The 15,167-nt window shown below is 34.0% G+C and carries 16 protein-coding genes and 1 pseudogene; 10 read left to right on the top strand and 7 right to left on the bottom strand.

Translation table 11 applies throughout. From position 1 onward, the window contains the following. Nucleotides 1–55: 55 nt before the first annotated feature. The 6 genes and pseudogenes from BUA46_RS15165 to xylE all read left to right on the top strand — a co-directional run bounded on the left by BUA46_RS15165 (nt 56) and on the right by xylE (nt 6,345). Nucleotides 56–439, top strand: a complete 384-nt coding sequence (locus BUA46_RS15165) for a DUF2264 domain-containing protein (protein ID WP_202801141.1) — start codon at nt 56–58, stop codon at nt 437–439. A gap of 12 nt (nt 440–451) precedes the next feature. Next, nucleotides 452–748 (top strand): annotated as a pseudogene (locus BUA46_RS15200) (DUF2264 domain-containing protein). 160 nt (nt 749–908) lie between these two features. Next, on the top strand, nt 909–1,901 hold the full coding sequence (locus BUA46_RS00765; protein WP_019387007.1) for a GntR family transcriptional regulator: 993 nt from the start codon (nt 909–911) through the stop codon (nt 1,899–1,901). Next, complete coding sequence (locus BUA46_RS00760; RefSeq protein ID WP_019387008.1) at nt 1,901–3,388, top strand: xylulokinase; 1,488 nt, start codon at nt 1,901–1,903, stop codon at nt 3,386–3,388. The genes BUA46_RS00765 and BUA46_RS00760 overlap by 1 nt, the downstream gene beginning before the upstream one ends. A 149-nt stretch (nt 3,389–3,537) precedes the next feature. Continuing rightward, nucleotides 3,538–4,854 (top strand): xylose isomerase, encoded by a 1,317-nt coding sequence (xylA, locus tag BUA46_RS00755; RefSeq protein ID WP_019387009.1) that lies wholly within the window; start codon nt 3,538–3,540, stop codon nt 4,852–4,854. A 66-nt stretch (nt 4,855–4,920) separates the two neighbouring features. After that, entirely contained in the window at nt 4,921–6,345 is a 1,425-nt protein-coding gene (xylE, locus tag BUA46_RS00750; RefSeq protein WP_019387010.1) for a D-xylose transporter XylE, read from the top strand. 95 nt (nt 6,346–6,440) lie between these two features. On the opposite strand, the gene BUA46_RS00745 is transcribed toward xylE, so the two are convergent. The 5 genes from BUA46_RS00745 to BUA46_RS00725 form a co-directional block, all read right to left on the bottom strand. After that, entirely contained in the window at nt 6,441–7,277 is an 837-nt protein-coding gene (locus tag BUA46_RS00745; RefSeq protein WP_237714658.1) for a GIN domain-containing protein, read from the bottom strand. 155 nt (nt 7,278–7,432) lie between these two features. After that, on the bottom strand, nt 7,433–8,161 hold the full coding sequence (locus BUA46_RS00740; protein ID WP_019387012.1) for a head GIN domain-containing protein: 729 nt from the start codon (nt 8,159–8,161) through the stop codon (nt 7,433–7,435). 182 nt (nt 8,162–8,343) lie between these two features. Beyond that, entirely contained in the window at nt 8,344–10,134 is a 1,791-nt protein-coding gene (locus BUA46_RS00735; protein WP_019387013.1) for a PspC domain-containing protein, read from the bottom strand. Then, a complete protein-coding gene (locus BUA46_RS00730; RefSeq protein WP_019387014.1) occupies nt 10,131–10,472 on the bottom strand; it encodes a PadR family transcriptional regulator in 342 nt (113 codons plus the stop codon). The genes BUA46_RS00735 and BUA46_RS00730 overlap by 4 nt, the downstream gene beginning before the upstream one ends. A gap of 297 nt (nt 10,473–10,769) precedes the next feature. Continuing rightward, nucleotides 10,770–11,216, bottom strand: a complete 447-nt coding sequence (locus BUA46_RS00725) for a DUF4870 domain-containing protein (protein ID WP_019387015.1) — start codon at nt 11,214–11,216, stop codon at nt 10,770–10,772. A 162-nt stretch (nt 11,217–11,378) separates the two neighbouring features. On the opposite strand from BUA46_RS00725, the gene BUA46_RS00720 reads away from it, so the two are divergent. From BUA46_RS00720 to BUA46_RS00710, 3 genes are all read left to right on the top strand, one after another. Continuing rightward, nucleotides 11,379–11,831: a DUF4442 domain-containing protein gene (locus BUA46_RS00720; RefSeq protein ID WP_019387016.1), complete on the top strand. Its 453-nt coding sequence runs from the start codon at nt 11,379–11,381 to the stop codon at nt 11,829–11,831. A gap of 147 nt (nt 11,832–11,978) precedes the next feature. After that, nucleotides 11,979–12,779, top strand: a complete 801-nt coding sequence (locus BUA46_RS00715; RefSeq protein WP_019387017.1) for a TIGR00266 family protein — start codon at nt 11,979–11,981, stop codon at nt 12,777–12,779. 122 nt (nt 12,780–12,901) lie between these two features. After that, complete coding sequence (locus BUA46_RS00710) at nt 12,902–13,099, top strand: hypothetical protein (RefSeq protein ID WP_019387018.1); 198 nt, start codon at nt 12,902–12,904, stop codon at nt 13,097–13,099. Nucleotides 13,100–13,130: 31 nt separating this feature from the next. Here the strand turns inward: BUA46_RS00710 and BUA46_RS00705 are convergent, their stop codons facing one another. Continuing rightward, nucleotides 13,131–14,072: a hydrogen peroxide-inducible genes activator gene (locus BUA46_RS00705; protein ID WP_019387019.1), complete on the bottom strand. Its 942-nt coding sequence runs from the start codon at nt 14,070–14,072 to the stop codon at nt 13,131–13,133. A 90-nt stretch (nt 14,073–14,162) separates the two neighbouring features. On the opposite strand from BUA46_RS00705, the gene BUA46_RS00700 reads away from it, so the two are divergent. After that, complete coding sequence (locus tag BUA46_RS00700; RefSeq protein WP_019387020.1) at nt 14,163–14,654, top strand: Dps family protein; 492 nt, start codon at nt 14,163–14,165, stop codon at nt 14,652–14,654. Between the two features lie 87 nt (nt 14,655–14,741). Here the strand turns inward: BUA46_RS00700 and BUA46_RS00695 are convergent, their stop codons facing one another. Further along, complete coding sequence (locus tag BUA46_RS00695; protein WP_019387021.1) at nt 14,742–15,164, bottom strand: DUF2141 domain-containing protein; 423 nt, start codon at nt 15,162–15,164, stop codon at nt 14,742–14,744. Nucleotides 15,165–15,167 lie beyond the last annotated feature (3 nt).

Raw genomic sequence — 15,167 nt, 5'->3', positions numbered from 1 at the left:
TTAATTAATCTTTAATCTTGAGAAGTATAATTGGAAATGTAAAAATTGTATGATATTGAAAATAAAATTTTTATTATTCATCAGTTGCATTTTATCGTATACCGTTGAAGCACAAACAGTAAGCGAAGACCGAAATTTTTACATAGCTGCTATGTTAAAAATTTCGCATCCTGTTCTAGAGGCCTTGAGTAAAAACGAACTCAAAAGAACAATGCCGGTAAAGGTGTCTTTAAAAGCAGTAAATGATAGGTCTCAGTTCACATATTTAGAAGCTTTTGGTAGAACATTAGCAGGAATTGCACCTTGGCTTGAAATAGGTCCAGATGAAACTGAAGAAGGGCAATTAAGAGAAAAATATATCTTATTAACGCTTCAGAGTTTAAAGAATGCTACAGACCCTAACGCGGCAGATTACATGAATTTTAGTGAAGGGAGCTAGCTCCTTTCACAAATGTCATTATTTGAGGCGCTTCCAAAAGGCATTCATCCAAGTCAAGTACGGGTAGCTTTAAAGTCAGTGATTGAAAAACATTTAGAAGCTAATGACATGTTTGATGATAACGGCTGGTTAACTCTAGGTTTTTATGGATATTAACCTGAAATGGCAGAACGTTATATTTCAACAGGAAGTTTGTATTTATGTACGGTGATTTTTCTAGTATTAGGTTTAGAATCAGAAAATTTGTTTTGGTCTGAAGCTCCACAAAATTGGAGCCAAAAGAAAATTTGGGCAAAAGTCAATGAGTAGTTAAGTTTTAGTCATCAGTACAGTACAGGATGAATTCTGTTTTTTTAAATATTAAAATTGTGCAGTAAGTTAAAAAAATCAAACTTGTTAATAATTTTTATTAAAAAATTAGTTTTTTTGATTTATATTTACCAACCAGAACAGAACAGAACGATTTAAAATGAGTATTAATTTAACCATAAATGTTAATAGTGAAGTGCCAAAATACCAGCAATTGGTCAACGCTATAAATAATGAACTTGCTAATAACAAGTTAAAAAGTGGTGACGCATTACCTTCTGTTAACTATATGTGTAATACTTATAGACTTTCTAGAGATACTGTTTTTAAATCTTATTCTATTCTTAAAGAGCAAGGTGTTATAGAATCGGTTCCAAATAAAGGATATTACATTGCCAATGAGACCCGAAAAGTGCTTTTAGTTCTAGATACATTTAAAGCTTATAAAGAAGTTGTTTATCATTCTTTCGTAAATAATTTACCAGATAATATTATTACGGATGTTCAATTTCATCATTATAATATTGATAATTTTAAAACTATTCTAAATAATAGTAAAGGGAAATACTATAAGTATGTAGTAATGACATTTAATCATGATGATATACCTTCTGTAATATCAGATATTGATAATGAAAAATTATTACTTATAGATTGGAATATACACTCTAACGCCAAGAATAATTATGTGTTTCAAGATTTTGGTGAAGCTTTTTTTGAGGCGCTAAAGCCAGCAAATACTATTTTTAAAAAATATCAAAAATTGGTATTTCTCTATCCAACGTTTACCTATCATCCGGAGGAAACCATTGTGTATTTTAAAAAGTATTGTGATTTATTTCAGTTTAACTATGAAATAATATCAAACCCAAAGGCATTTAAAGTAGAAAAACATACAGTTTATATATCAACAAGCGATAGAATGTTGGGTCAATTTTTAGAACAATGTAAAACAGAAAAATTCGAACCGGGAGTTGATGTAGGTTTTTTGTCCTATAATGAAACACCAACAAAAAAATTTATATATAAAGGGATTTCGGTTATTTCAACAGATTTTGAAGCATTAGGAACTAAAGCTGCGGAATTTGTAACTCAAAATAAGCCGATGCAGTTTTATGTACCAACAAAATTAATAATTAGAGATTCATTATAATGAATTATTACTTAGGATTAGACATTGGGAGTTCTTCTATTAAAGCAGCTTTAGTAGAAGTTGAAACAGGTAAGAGTCTGGGCGTTGTACAAGAGCCAAAAGAAGAAATGGGTATGTTCGCTGCAAAAAATGGATGGGCAGAACAAAAACCAAATGACTGGTGGCAACATATTTGTAACGCTATAACCGCATTAAAAAGGCAGTATAACATAAGCAGAACCCAAATTAAAGGCATTGGAATATCATATCAAATGCATGGATTGGTTGTTGTAGATAAAAACGGAGAGCCATTACGGAAAAGTATCATTTGGTGCGATAGTAGAGCTGTAGAAATAGGTAACAAGGCCTTTAATGCTATAGGGAATGATACTTGCGCTTCAAATCTATTAAACTCTCCAGCAAATTTTACGGCTTCAAAATTAAAATGGGTAAAAGAAAACGAGCCAGATATTTACAATAAGATTCATAAATTCATGCTTCCAGGTGATTATGTGGCTTATAAATTTTCAAATACCATAAATACAACCATTTCAGGATTATCAGAAGGTATCTTTTGGAATTTCAAAGAGGACAATGTAGCCGATTTTCTATTAGAACATTATGGCATAGATCAAGCCTTAGTTCCAGATATTGTTGAAACCTTCGGAGTGCAATCTACAGTAGATGCAAAGGGAGAAGCCGAAAGCGGAATTGCTGCAGGAACACCTATTCTATACAGAGCAGGAGATCAACCTAATAATGCCTTAACATTAAACGTATTCAACCCTGGAGAAGTAGCTGCAACTGGCGGTACTTCAGGTGTGGTGTATGCGGTAACTAATAGGTTATCGGCCAAAGAAAGTTCTCGTGTTAATAATTTTGCTCATGTAAATTATCAAAAAGGAGCAGACCCAAGAATTGGTAAATTATTATGTATAAATGGCGCTGGTATTCAGTACCGTTGGCTACTTAATAATTTAGCGGTAAGCTCATACGAAGAGATGAATAATCTAGCTTCTGAGATTCCAGTAGGATCAGATGGTGTTTGTTTAATTCCGTTCGGAAATGGTGCAGAACGTATGCTTAATAACAAAGAAATAGGTACCCGAATAGTAAATTTAAACCTAAACAACCATCATAAAGGCCACATGTGTAGAGCAGCACTTGAAGGTATCGCTTTTTCATTTGTTTATGGTATGGAAATCATGACATCCGATGGTATAAAACCGAGTGTAATGCGCGCCGGAAACGATAATTTATTTCGTTCAGAGATATTTGCAAATACAGTAGCCACTTTAATCGAGCAGGAGATAGAAATTTACAACACCACAGGTGCCATTGGTGCCGCACGAGCTGCAAATTTGCACAAAGGCGATTTTGAAGCCTTCGGGAAGGCGATCATGGATAACGACCACGTTATGACATTCATGCCTTTTAAAGACAAGCAACAATATTCAAACGCATATAACAATTGGAAAAAAGAATTAGAACTCATATTAAATAAATAATAGTTGGGCGTTACCACAAGGGTCGGGCTTTATGTTCCAATCTTATTGTTCGTGCCTCACAAAAAGGATTTCCTCTGCAATCCCTAACGCGGGTGCAGAACTAAAAACTAAATATCGATATAAACAAAACGACAAATACACATTTCATTATGGCAACTAAAGAATACTTTAAAGGAATAGACAAAATTAAATTTGAAGGCAAAGAATCAGATAATCCACTGGCATTTAAATACTACAACCCAGACCAAGTAGTAGCAGGAAAAACTATGAAAGATTGGTTTAAGTTTTCAATTGCTTACTGGCATACATTCTGTGGGCAGGGTTCAGATCCATTTGGTCCTGGAACACAAAACTTTGCTTGGGATCAATCCTCAGACCCTATTCAAGCTGCAAAAGACAAAGCAGATGCTGCTTTCGAATTTATAGGTAAAATGGGGTTCGATTATTTCTGTTTTCACGATTTCGATTTAATTCAAGAAGGTGCAACCTTTTCTGAATCAGAACAAAGATTAGCAACCATCACCGATTATATCAAAGACAAACAAGCCACTAGTGGCGTTAAATTATTATGGGGAACCGCAAACTGCTTTTCCAACCCCCGTTACATGAATGGTGCAGCAACCAACCCAGATTTCAATGTAGTTGCAAGAGCAGGAGGGCAAATAAAATTAGCTTTAGATGCGACCATTAAATTAGGTGGAGAAAACTATGTGTTTTGGGGAGGACGTGAAGGCTACATGTCTTTATTAAATACCGATATGGGACGTGAGCTAGATCACATGGGGCAGTTTTTAACCATGTGTAGAGATTATGCAAGGGCACAAGGCTTTAAAGGAAACTTCTTTATCGAGCCAAAGCCTATGGAGCCATCAAAACACCAATACGATTTTGATACTGCAACAGCTATTGGGTTCTTAAGAGAATACGGTTTAGATAAAGATTTCAAAATAAATATTGAAGTCAATCATGCTACGTTAGCACAACACACCTTCCAACACGAAATTGAAACCGCAGCAAAAGCAGGTATGCTAGGAAGTTTAGATGCCAATAGAGGCGATTACCAAAACGGATGGGATACCGATCAGTTCCCAAATAATATTCAAGAAACTACAGAGGCGATGCTAGTTTTCTTAAAGGCAGGAGGCTTACAAGGTGGCGGTGTTAATTTTGATGCTAAAATAAGAAGAAACTCAACAGACTTAGACGATGTTTTCCATGCACACATTGGAGGCGCAGATACTTTTGCTCGTGCATTGTTAATTGCAGATAAAATTATAACTTCATCCCCTTATGAAAAACTAAGAAAAGAGCGTTACAGTTCTTTCGACTCAGGAAAAGGAAAAGATTTTGAGAACGGAAAACTAAGTTTACAAGATTTATATAAAATCGCTCAAGAAAACGGCGAATTGCAATTAAAAAGTGGAAAACAAGAGTTGTTCGAAAACATTATCAATCAATATATATAAGAACCATAAGATCTTTCAGGTTTAAATGCCTGAAAGATTTTAATATTAACTAACTAAATATAAATTATGGGAGCATCAAAAAATTCAGGATATTTAATAAAACTAACCTTAGTTGCAACACTAGGAGGTCTCTTATTTGGGTATGATACAGGAGTAATCTCAGGGACCGTAGGCTCTCTAGATAGCTTTTTTGTAACTCCTAAAGGATTATCAGAAGCAGCTGCTAATGCCTTTAAAGGTTTCTTAGTTGCTAGTGCCTTAATAGGTTGTATTATAGGTGGAATTTTTGGTGGACTTGTAAGTAAAAAGTTAGGTAGAAAAAAAGGATTAATTCTAGCGGCTCTATTATTTTTAATATCAGCTCTAGGATCTGCAATGCCAGAAATGTTTATTAAACCAATTGGTGAGTTAGACCATACGTTTTCTACCATCTTTATTTTTTATAGAATTCTAGGTGGTATTGGGGTAGGATTGGCGTCTATGCTATCACCACTTTATATTGCGGAAATCGCACCTGCTGATAGTAGAGGTAAGTTAGTATCATTTAATCAATTAGCAATTGTTGGTGGTTTCATGGTAGTTTATTTTGTAAACTATTTTATCTCAAGAGGCGGAGGATCAGATGCTTGGTTGAATGAGGTAGGTTGGAGATGGATGTTTGCCTCAGAAGTTATTCCTGCTGGATTATTTTTAGGATTATTATTTTTTGTCCCAGATACACCGCGTTCTTTAATGTTGAAGAATAAACCAGAAGAAGCCTTAGATGTTCTTATAAAAGTAAATGGTGAAGAAGAAGGAAAGCGAATATTGGCTGAAATTGAGCATTCAGTTACAGAAACTGATAGTTCAGGGAAGTTATTATCATACGGTTGGGGTATAATACTTATTGGTATAGCCCTTTCAGTATTCCAACAATTTGTGGGTATCAACGTTGTGTTATATTATGCCCCTGAAATTTTTAAATCTATTGATCCGAATACGGATGGTGCTTTATTGCTCACTATTATAGTGGGAATCGTAAACTTCTTATTCACGATTATAGCAGTAAAAACTGTAGATAAACGTGGTAGAAAACCATTAATGCTAATCGGTGCCTTAGGAATGGCTATTGCTATGTTAGCTTTAGGGTTTGTGTTTTTCTCAGGAGCAACAGGTTATTTAGCATTGGCTTGCATGATGCTTTACGTAGCAAGTTTTGCCTTAAGTTGGGGACCAGTAGTTTGGGTATTGCTTTCTGAAATATTTCCTAATAAAATTAGAGGGAAAGCCATGGCAGTTGCTGTGGCAGCTCAGTGGATATCAAATTATTTAGTATCGTTAACATTCCCAATGATGAATGATAACACCGCTTTAACAGAACAATTTAATCATGGTTTTGCTTACTGGGTTTACGGTGTAATGTCTCTTCTAGCTATGTGGTTTGTTTGGAAATTTGTCCCTGAAACTAAAGGAAAAACACTAGAAGAAATGGAGAACCTTTGGAAAAAATAAAAGTTTTATAATCATCTAATTTTAAATAAAGAATTGAGGTAGAATTCGATTTGTTTGAAATTTCAAATTCCCTTAAACTTAAATAGAAAGCCTGCTTATTTGACTTTTTTCTGAAGCTTAGAGGTGTCGGTTAATTTATCAATAAGGATTTTCGGGTTACCGTATAAATATACCGAACTTGTTCCTGTGGCTTCAATAGTGATGGTATCTTGAACTTCAAGAAAAGCATCACTGCTTATATTGCAGGTTACATTACAGGTAGTTGTTGTAAAGTTTTTTCCGTTAAAATTAGAATTATTGTCTAAGTCTATTTTGCTAGTGTTACATGATCCTTCAATATCTGTTTGAGCGCGTTGATAGAGTGTAGCTATAAAATCTGTCGTATTTACCAGTGCGTCAAGTTTACTGTTTCCGCTCATATTAAGAACACAATTTTCACTCGTAAGATTCAGTTTTACTTTCGATTTATCATCGGTATCAATATCAAAATGATCAGATTTAACTGTTAAACCTACTTTTGAAGATTCTCTTGCTTTTAAAGAGCCATTTTCTAAATCCATAGTAGATAATGATAACAATTCTGAATCACCAGAAGTCTCAATATGTTTTAAAGCATCATCATAACCAACTTTAATGTTTAGCTTTTTTTTAGATGTAATTCTAATGGTTTTATTAAAGGTAAGCACGCTATCTATAACTTGAAACTCAATAAATTCATGTAAATTCTCATCGGTTTCAACTTCTACAAAAGGTGTTTTAGCATAAATAATTTCAATATCAAAATCTTCATCTAAAGCAATCGTATGGAACGAAGCTATATCAGTGGTTTGAATGCTAACTATTCTATTGCCTTTTATTTTTTCGGCACTTTGGGCCATCGCTAAAGAGATGGTAAGAAACGTGATAATAAGAACGGAGAAGGATTTTTTCATTTTCATAAATGGATTAATTACCAAACTGAAGGTAACATTTAATGTTTTGACACATACAGAGTTACTTAGTCACAAACAAATATAAAACAAAAACCACTTCAAACTTGATTTAAGTCTGAAATGGTTTTTTACTTGGTTGATTGATATGTTTTTACTTATTGCTGTTTGATACTTCCTGAAGAGCTATCACTTTTGTCAACAGTTTCTGGGTTGCCATAATATCTAATATCGCCTCCGCTTGTTGCTCTTGCGGTTAAAGCTTTAGATGTGTTTACGGTAATGTCAGCACCACTTGTAGCTTTTACTTCGCTGGATTCTGCACTTAAATCAGCCGCTTTAATATCACTTCCACTTGTAGCCTCAGCGTACAATTTTATAGTTTTACCAGACAATCTTAAATCACTACCACTGGTAGATTTACAATTTAGAATAGAAGTATTAACATCTAATGTCATATCACTACCGCTAGTCGATTTTAAATCTAATCGTTCGGCAGAAATAGTATTTGTAGAATACACATCGCTTCCACTTGTAGAGGTAATACTAGAAATGTCTTTAAAACTTACATTCACACGTTTTGAAGATGCTCTACCAATATTTTCTTTGGTATGAATTCTTAAAACACCATCTTCAACTTCAGTTAAAATAAGATCATGCAGATTTTCATCGGCCTCAACACTTATGGATTCAATATCACTTTGGGTGAGATAAACATCCAATCCTTCGGTAGCTTTTATAGAAGTAAAAGAAGCGCTAATATTTCGGTCTGTAGTAATAACGTCGCCATTACCACGAACACCCGAATTAAGGTTCATGTCGAAGTTACAAGATAAAAGCATCAAGCTTAAAACTGTAGCTACAATAAATTTGATTAAAGTTGTCATAATTATTCGGTTTTTTGATGATTAATTAACAACCCAAATATCTAATAATACCTTGTCGATTCGTAAATTAAATATCTGAGTTGTTATATTTTAATGATGAATTGTGAATGAAACCCAAAACATAAAACGTAGTGTCTTAAGTTTTCTAGTCGAACACATCCCGATAGGTTCTCTTTTATTTTTTATTCCTCAGATTCGATAATTTCTACACCATCAGAATCAATGTTAAATTTCACATCATCCGATTCTGCTTTTATACCGCTCTCGTCAATCTTCAATTTACCATCCTTAGCATTTATTTCAATGCCTTTATCGTCTATTTTAAGTCGTGGTGTTTTTACTTTTACTTTTAATCCTTCCTCAGGGCAATCTAAACATAGGGCTTCTTCATAACCAATTTTAAGGTAATGGTTCGTGTCATCTCTCGATACAATATTGCCATCATAGGTGTTATAGTGTAGGCTATGTCTAGTACTGTTGTTAAAATATACTACAGAGCTTTCTGGTAAATAAAGAATTACATCAACCTCCTGATCACTAAATTTATTATCTGGATGTGTTGTTAGATATGAGTTAAGCAATAAGGTTTTGTTTTTAAAATCAAAGTCGTAGTTAATGTTTTTAGCACGTGCTATGGCTTTTTCATAGTCACTACCATCGGCTCTTTTTCTAATGGCAATTTTAGCCACAGAATCTGTCGTAGATTTTACAATTATATCCACATCCGATGAGTATAATACCTTATCACCGTTATCGTTATAGGCTAATTTAAACCTGTCTTGATGATAACTGTCTGCATTAAAATTATCATGACCTTTCATTTTAACAAGTAGCGTGTCTGTTGCCGTAATTGGTAATTCTGTTTTTTCCGTATAGCTTTCTTCAAAAGCATGTTCACTAGCTTGTCTTACTCCAAAAACAATTAAAGCAATTACAGATATTAACCAAAGCCCAAGTAAGGAGAATTTGGCAACACTGCCTATAGATTTTAGGTTGTTAATTAAAATCTTCAATCCTAAGTAAAACAAGAAAAAGAAGGGAATACCAACAGCAAAAAGTGCAAAAAGAGACACTAACCAAATGGGTGTGTTTCCAGCATTTGCAAGCTCTACAAAGTCTAACCCTGGGATTTGAATCACATTTGCAACACCAATTGAAAACAGTCCAATTATTAAACTAATTAAAGTAGCTGCTCCAATAATTATAAGTAAAACACCTATAAATTTGGCAAACACTTTAAAGAAAAACATAATAACATCGCCTAGCGTATCAAAAAAAGTTCTTGAAGACGATTTTATCGAGTTAGCACTCTTATTAACATCTATTTTCTTTGCGGCGTTTGACACTGAGTCTGAAACATTTTTTGCAACATCACCAACTGTTTCGGTTACAGAATCAAATCCGTCCTTGATTTTTTTTTCGATGTTACTAATATTTACAGGTTCTCCCGTCATCATTAGTTTTTCGGCTGTAGTTTTAGCTTCAGGTACTAAAACCCAAAGTAATATGTATAGTAAAATACCGGTACCAGCTCCAAAAATTAATAAAATCCAAGCTAAACGAATCCAAACAGCATCAATACCAAAGTAATGTGCCAATCCAGACGAAACACCACCAACATACGAGTTGTCCGTATCTCTAAAAAGCTTTCTAGAAGTTGCTGATTTACTGCGGTACGCTGTTTGCGGCTCATCCTCAAAAATTTCATCATCTACTAAGTAATCCTCAGGTTGCCCCATAATCGAGATTACTTCGTCTACTTCCGAAATTCTAATCACTTGCTTATCATTCTGTACACGTTCACTAAAAAGTTCTGCTATACGCGCTTCAATATCTGCTATAATTTCAGATCGCCCTTGCGAGTCTGTAAATGAACGTTTTATAGCCTCAAGATAGCGCTGTAATTTTAAGTACGCATCTTCATCTATATGAAAAAATATACCTGCTAAATTTATGTTGACTGTTTTATTCATTTTTTTGTGTTTTTTTGGCTTGTTACTATTGTTACTGCATTGTGCAATTCGCTCCAGGTGGTGTTTAGTTCCTTTAAAAATAGTTTCCCCGTTTCGGTTAAACCATAGTATTTTCTAGGAGGTCCAGAAGTTGATTCTTCCCATCTGTAATTTAAAAGTCCTGCGTTTTTAAGTCTGGTCAATAAAGGGTAAATGGTCCCTTCAACCACCAGCAACTTAGCATCTTTTAAAGTGTCTAGAATCTCTGCTACATAAGCGTCTTCGTCTTTCAAAACCGAGAGTATGCAGAATTCCAATACGCCTTTACGCATTTGTGCTTTTGTGTTTTCTATCTTCATAGTGTCATGCTTTTAATGTTGTGAAACTGTTCATTTTTTGATTGACCTGCCTGCCGGCAGGCAGGTTTGATTGATGATTATTTATTGATGAAATTTTATTTTGTCGCTTCGAGTGGTTCCTGTTTTTCATCGGAACCGTATCGAGAAGTTGGGCGCCTGCCTGCCGGTAGGCAGGTTACCCTATCGGGTCGGGCTTTACGTTACAAGTCCTCGCTTCGTACCTCAGCTGTGGGCTTTTCACTCCAATCCCTAACGCGGGGTCTATCAGCCATTTTTGGTTTTTTCACATAAGTTATTCTACTTTAAAAAGTTAATTGTTAGTGGGTAATTATACAATTGGCCATCTCTAGCTTTCAAACTTGCTACCACTATTAGGGCCAATTCAATTATAAATCCAATAATGGCCAGAGCACCTAAGGCTCCACCAATGTATAACAAAGGCGAAGGCTTCCCAATATTGACATGGAAACTCTCAAACCCATTAAAATCTATAAAGTCAATACCATTAAATATCTTAAAAATAAAAAATGGAATAGTTAGCGTTCCTAAAATAATAGCATATAATAAAATGCTAATTTGAAAATTGATAATTTGTTTACCATGTTTATCTATAAACTCCGATTTGTCTCTATTAGCAATCCATAATATAATAGGACCAATAAAATTTCCAAACGGAATAAAAAACCGACTAAACGTAGATAAATGAATAAAAGTGGCAATGTTTTTTTGATGATTGTCTAACATGATTTTTTCGATTGATTTAAAACATATAATAGTTTCTTATACAAATATATGTCTAAAAGAAGGTACTTTGTTACGCATAGTACTAAAAATTAACATAACTTTAACAATTTATAATCTTTTAATATTTTATAACTTAGTAAAAATTTAAACCGCATAAAATAGATGATAACACCAAAAAAATTAAATGCTTACACTATGTTCAAGCTACCTTCAGCCTATTTTTGTGGCGTAAGAACCAAAGAGATTAATAGCGAAAAATGTATAGTTGGTGTGAAACTAAATTGGATAAACAAAAACCCATTCAAGTCTATGTTTTGGGCAGTACAAGGTATGGCAGCAGAGTTCTCTACAGGCGCTTTAATGATGAGTAAGATTCAAGAATCGGGTAAAAAGGTATCAATGTTAGTCACATCAAACAAGGCTACGTTTACTAAAAAAGCGGTAGGTAAAATTGTTTTTACTTGTAATGATGGTAAAGCTATTGATGCCATTCTTAAAAAAGCTATAGAAACTGGAGAAGGGCAAACCCTTTGGATGCAATCTGTTGGTGTGAACGAGGAAGGTATTGTGGTATCTACCTTTAATTTTGAATGGAGTGTTAAAGTGAAGAGTTAAGTTGTTTGCCGTATAGACGTTTAGTTGATTTACAACTTAACAACAAGTACCTAATCAACAAACAAAAAAATGTAACAAAATTCCAAAACCATCAACTAATAGCAGATAATCAAATAAAAAGCAAATAACTCAAAAACATACAGTATTATGACAGCACACGAAATTGACTACAGAATCTACGGCGAAGAAATGCAATACGTAGAAATAGAACTAGACCCTCAAGAAGGTGTAGTGGCTGAAGCAGGTAGTTTTATGATGATGGACGATGGTATTAAAATGGAAACTATTTTTGGCGATGGCTCACAAAAAGACACAGGCTTTTTAGGTAAAATATTAGGCGCAGGCAAACGTATACTTACTGGCGAAAGTTTGTTCATGACAGCTTTTTATAACGACCTAACAGGTAAACGCAATGTATCTTTCGCGTCGCCATATCCAGGTAAAATCATTCCTATTGATTTAACAGAGTTTGGTGGCAAGTTCATTTGTCAAAAAGATGCCTTCCTTTGTGCAGCAAAAGGCGTAAGTGTAGGTATCGAGTTTTCTAAAAAACTAGGACGTGGATTGTTTGGTGGCGAAGGCTTTATTATGCAAAAACTAGAAGGCGATGGTATGGCATTTGTCCATGCTGGTGGTACCATGGCAAGAAAAGAATTGGCAGCAGGCGAAACACTTAGAGTAGATACCGGATGCATTGTAGGATTTGATCAATCAGTAGATTATGACATCGAGTTTGTTGGTGGCATAAAAAATACAGTATTTGGCGGCGAAGGCTTGTTTTTTGCAAAATTACAAGGCCCAGGTACAGTTTACGTACAATCGTTACCATTTAGTAGGTTAGCGGGTCGTGTATTAGCATCGGCACCTAGGGGCGGTGGTAAAGATAAAGGTGAAGGCAGTATTTTAGGTGGTTTAGGTGATATCTTAGATGGCGATAATCGATTTTAAATGTTAAATATCCTATAATTTTTAGTTCGCATGCAATTTTTTAGTAATTTTCAGTGTTCAAAAAAATAGAGCTTATACCAAAAATCTACTTTTATATTTTAACCTAAACCTAAAAAAATATTATGGCAAGAGCAATGCTAGAATACACCAAAACCGTGCTTAATAAAGTTAGTTTTGATGCAACGTTGTTTTGCAGAGAAGTACAAAAAGCGTTACAACGCTTATTACCTTACGAGATTGAAGAGCTTAAAATTTTTATTCATTCTCTTGTACAGCAAAACCCAGAATTAGACCAATGTTTAATTTATTTAAAACCATAAAAAAAAGCGACTTTTAAGTCGCTTTTTTAGTTTATTTATTTGGTAAGGGACTTATAATTTTTACATTTTCAAAGGCTATCGCACCTCTTATTATTCCAGAAATAACATCTTGTAGGGCTTCAATGATTTGCATTTTTAATTCACTTTTATGGTAAATCAAACTTACCTCTCGTGCAGGAGATGGTTCATTAAAGAAATGCAAGTGGCTTTTTTCTTTTTCATTAATATCCAATGTGTGTAAATAGGGCAGTAGCGTCATGCCTAAGCCTTCATTAGATAGCTTTATTAAAGTTTCAATACTTCCACTTTCTAATTGAAATTGATCGTCTGCATGATCTTTAAATATTTTACATAAATTTATAACGCCATCTCTAAAGCAATGTCCGTCTTCTAATAACAGCATATCGTTAACATCTAAATCTGAAATATCAATTTTTTTATTTGTGTGTAAACGGTGTCCCTTAGGAATATAACATACAAAAGGCTCGAAATACAAGACACGTTCTTTAATATTATCATCTTCTAAAGGCGTAGCAGCAATAGCAGCATCTAAATGTCCATCCTTTATTCTGGTTATGATTTCTTCAGTGGTTAACTCTTCAATTTTAAGTTTAACTTTTGGGTGTTTTTTTATGAAGCTTTTTAAAAACATGGGCAGTAACGTAGGCATAACTGTAGGGATAATACCAAGTTTAAATTCACCACCAATAAAACCTTTTTGTTGGTCTACAATATCTTGAATTCTGTAAGATTCGTTTACAATATTTCGGGCTTGAGTTACTATTTTTTTTCCTACTTCTGTGAGCTCAATGGGTTTTTTGCTTCTATCAAAAATTTGAACATCCAATTGGTCTTCAAGTTTTTGAATTTGCATGCTTAATGTTGGCTGAGTAACAAAGCATTTTTCGGCTGCTTTAGTGAAATTTTGGTTTTCTGCAACCGCCAGTACGTAATATAATTGGGTAATAGTCATAAGTATCAATTTAGGCTATAAAAATATAAAAACTATCAATAAAACTTATGGAAATTAAGGTTAATTATAAATTAAATTTGTAATAGAAATATGATAGACATGAAAACATTGAATAGTATAGGTTTAGATACCCATAAAACAAAAGATTTAGCAAGTGATTTGAACAATTTACTAGCTAATTTTCAAATATATTATCAAAATTTAAGAGGTATACATTGGAATATTAAAGGAAAGCGCTTCTTCGATTTACATGTAAAATTTGAAGAATTATACACTGATGCAAATTTAAAAGTTGATGAAATAGCAGAACGCATTTTAACTTTAGGCGCAACACCGTTGCACACTTTTGAAGATTATACCACAAAAGCACAAGTTCCTGTTGGGAAGAATATTTCGGAGGATGAAAAAGCGGTAAGATTAATTGTAGATTCACTTACCGAATTATTAAAAATTGAAAGGGATATTTTAGATAAATCTGGTGATGCGAATGATGAAGGTACAAACTCGATGATGAGTGATTTTATTACCGAGCAAGAAAAAACCGTTTGGATGATGAAAGCTTGGTTAGGTGAAACCGTCTAAGAAAAAAGGTTAGTTTTATTAGTTTAGTTAGTTTGGTTAAAAAGAGCGACAGCATTTCTGTGTCGCTCTTTTTTTATTTTTTAAGGTTTAGAATAAGATGTTTAATTCTAAATCTTCTTTGGTTAACTCAAATTTGGCAGCTTGGTACTCTGGTGGCCCAAAATTCATTGGGTTATTTGACATGCCGTAAGATTCTTTAGGCATACCGTTTTCGCTAAAATCCATTCGGTTATTATCGTTTTCGTCATGCAATGCCATAATTGCGTAAGTCCCAGCTCCTACATTCTCGAAAGTAACTTTGATTTCGCCATTTACGACTTCACTTTTTATACTTTTTATGCCAGGGCCTTTCATAAAGGTGTCTGCTGTATGAAGTGATAGTACCACATGTCCGTTATTGTTTTTAATGTTGTTAATGGTTACGGTAATATGGTTTGTGTTTTCAGCATCTTGAGCGTTGCTAAAAGTTACTGAAAAAATTAGTGCGATGGTTAGTGCTAGTGTTCTCATTGT

The organism is Algibacter luteus (genome assembly GCF_900141715.1).
GTDB lineage: Bacteria > Bacteroidota > Bacteroidia > Flavobacteriales > Flavobacteriaceae > Arenitalea > Arenitalea lutea.
Note: the sequence above shows the minus strand (reverse complement) of the source record. Positions and strands in the feature narration are given on the sequence as shown.

Excerpts from the sequence above, each read along its gene's own strand:
- BUA46_RS00765 (WP_019387007.1), top strand. The coding sequence starts at position 909 with ATGAGTATTAATTTAACCATAAATGTTAATAGTGAAGTGCCAAAATAC.
- BUA46_RS00760 (WP_019387008.1), top strand. The coding sequence starts at position 1,901 with ATGAATTATTACTTAGGATTAGACATTGGGAGTTCTTCTATTAAAGCA.
- xylA (WP_019387009.1), top strand. The coding sequence starts at position 3,538 with ATGGCAACTAAAGAATACTTTAAAGGAATAGACAAAATTAAATTTGAA.
- xylE (WP_019387010.1), top strand. The coding sequence starts at position 4,921 with ATGGGAGCATCAAAAAATTCAGGATATTTAATAAAACTAACCTTAGTT.
- BUA46_RS00745 (WP_237714658.1), bottom strand. The coding sequence starts at position 7,277 with ATGAAAAAATCCTTCTCCGTTCTTATTATCACGTTTCTTACCATCTCT.
- BUA46_RS00740 (WP_019387012.1), bottom strand. The coding sequence starts at position 8,161 with ATGACAACTTTAATCAAATTTATTGTAGCTACAGTTTTAAGCTTGATG.
- BUA46_RS00735 (WP_019387013.1), bottom strand. The coding sequence starts at position 10,134 with ATGAATAAAACAGTCAACATAAATTTAGCAGGTATATTTTTTCATATA.
- BUA46_RS00730 (WP_019387014.1), bottom strand. The coding sequence starts at position 10,472 with ATGAAGATAGAAAACACAAAAGCACAAATGCGTAAAGGCGTATTGGAA.
- BUA46_RS00725 (WP_019387015.1), bottom strand. The coding sequence starts at position 11,216 with ATGTTAGACAATCATCAAAAAAACATTGCCACTTTTATTCATTTATCT.
- BUA46_RS00720 (WP_019387016.1), top strand. The coding sequence starts at position 11,379 with ATGATAACACCAAAAAAATTAAATGCTTACACTATGTTCAAGCTACCT.
- BUA46_RS00715 (WP_019387017.1), top strand. The coding sequence starts at position 11,979 with ATGACAGCACACGAAATTGACTACAGAATCTACGGCGAAGAAATGCAA.
- BUA46_RS00710 (WP_019387018.1), top strand. The coding sequence starts at position 12,902 with ATGGCAAGAGCAATGCTAGAATACACCAAAACCGTGCTTAATAAAGTT.
- BUA46_RS00705 (WP_019387019.1), bottom strand. The coding sequence starts at position 14,072 with ATGACTATTACCCAATTATATTACGTACTGGCGGTTGCAGAAAACCAA.
- BUA46_RS00700 (WP_019387020.1), top strand. The coding sequence starts at position 14,163 with ATGATAGACATGAAAACATTGAATAGTATAGGTTTAGATACCCATAAA.
- BUA46_RS00695 (WP_019387021.1), bottom strand. The coding sequence starts at position 15,164 with ATGAGAACACTAGCACTAACCATCGCACTAATTTTTTCAGTAACTTTT.